The following is a 508-nucleotide window of genomic DNA, read 5'->3' on the forward strand; positions in this document are numbered from 1 at the left end:
TTTCGCGCAAGGGCTTTTTTGCATAAAAATGAAGTTATTTTACATTCCTTGCTTAAGTACAGGATACTCACGAGTTACCCCCAAACTTATCCACATAATGGCTATTAAATCGATAATTACAGGCGCATTAAAGCTAGCTTACATTGTATGAAACTGAGGTATATAAAGACTTCAACCTCAATGCTTAACTTTAAAAACTCGAAATTGTTCAAGTCCACTAGATAATATGTATAGAAACTATCCACATTTCTATTGGTAATTAATCTTATTGTTTCTTAATTATGGCCATAGAAGCTAAAACTACAGGCACAGCGTTTAGATCTAATTGAACATTTAGCACTAATTAAAGAAGTCTGATCATTTTTAACAGCATAATATAAAGACAACATGCCTACGCTATAAACTCCATACTCAGTTAATTTTATCTAGACAATAGATAATTGATAAGATGGATAAGAGGTTATGCCAAAGTGCCACTTACTACTAAGCAGTAGAACAGTAGAACAGT

The sequence above is a fragment of the Shewanella sp. 10N.286.51.B7 genome, assembly GCF_002873615.1.
In the GTDB taxonomy this organism is placed as follows: domain Bacteria; phylum Pseudomonadota; class Gammaproteobacteria; order Enterobacterales; family Shewanellaceae; genus Shewanella; species Shewanella electrodiphila.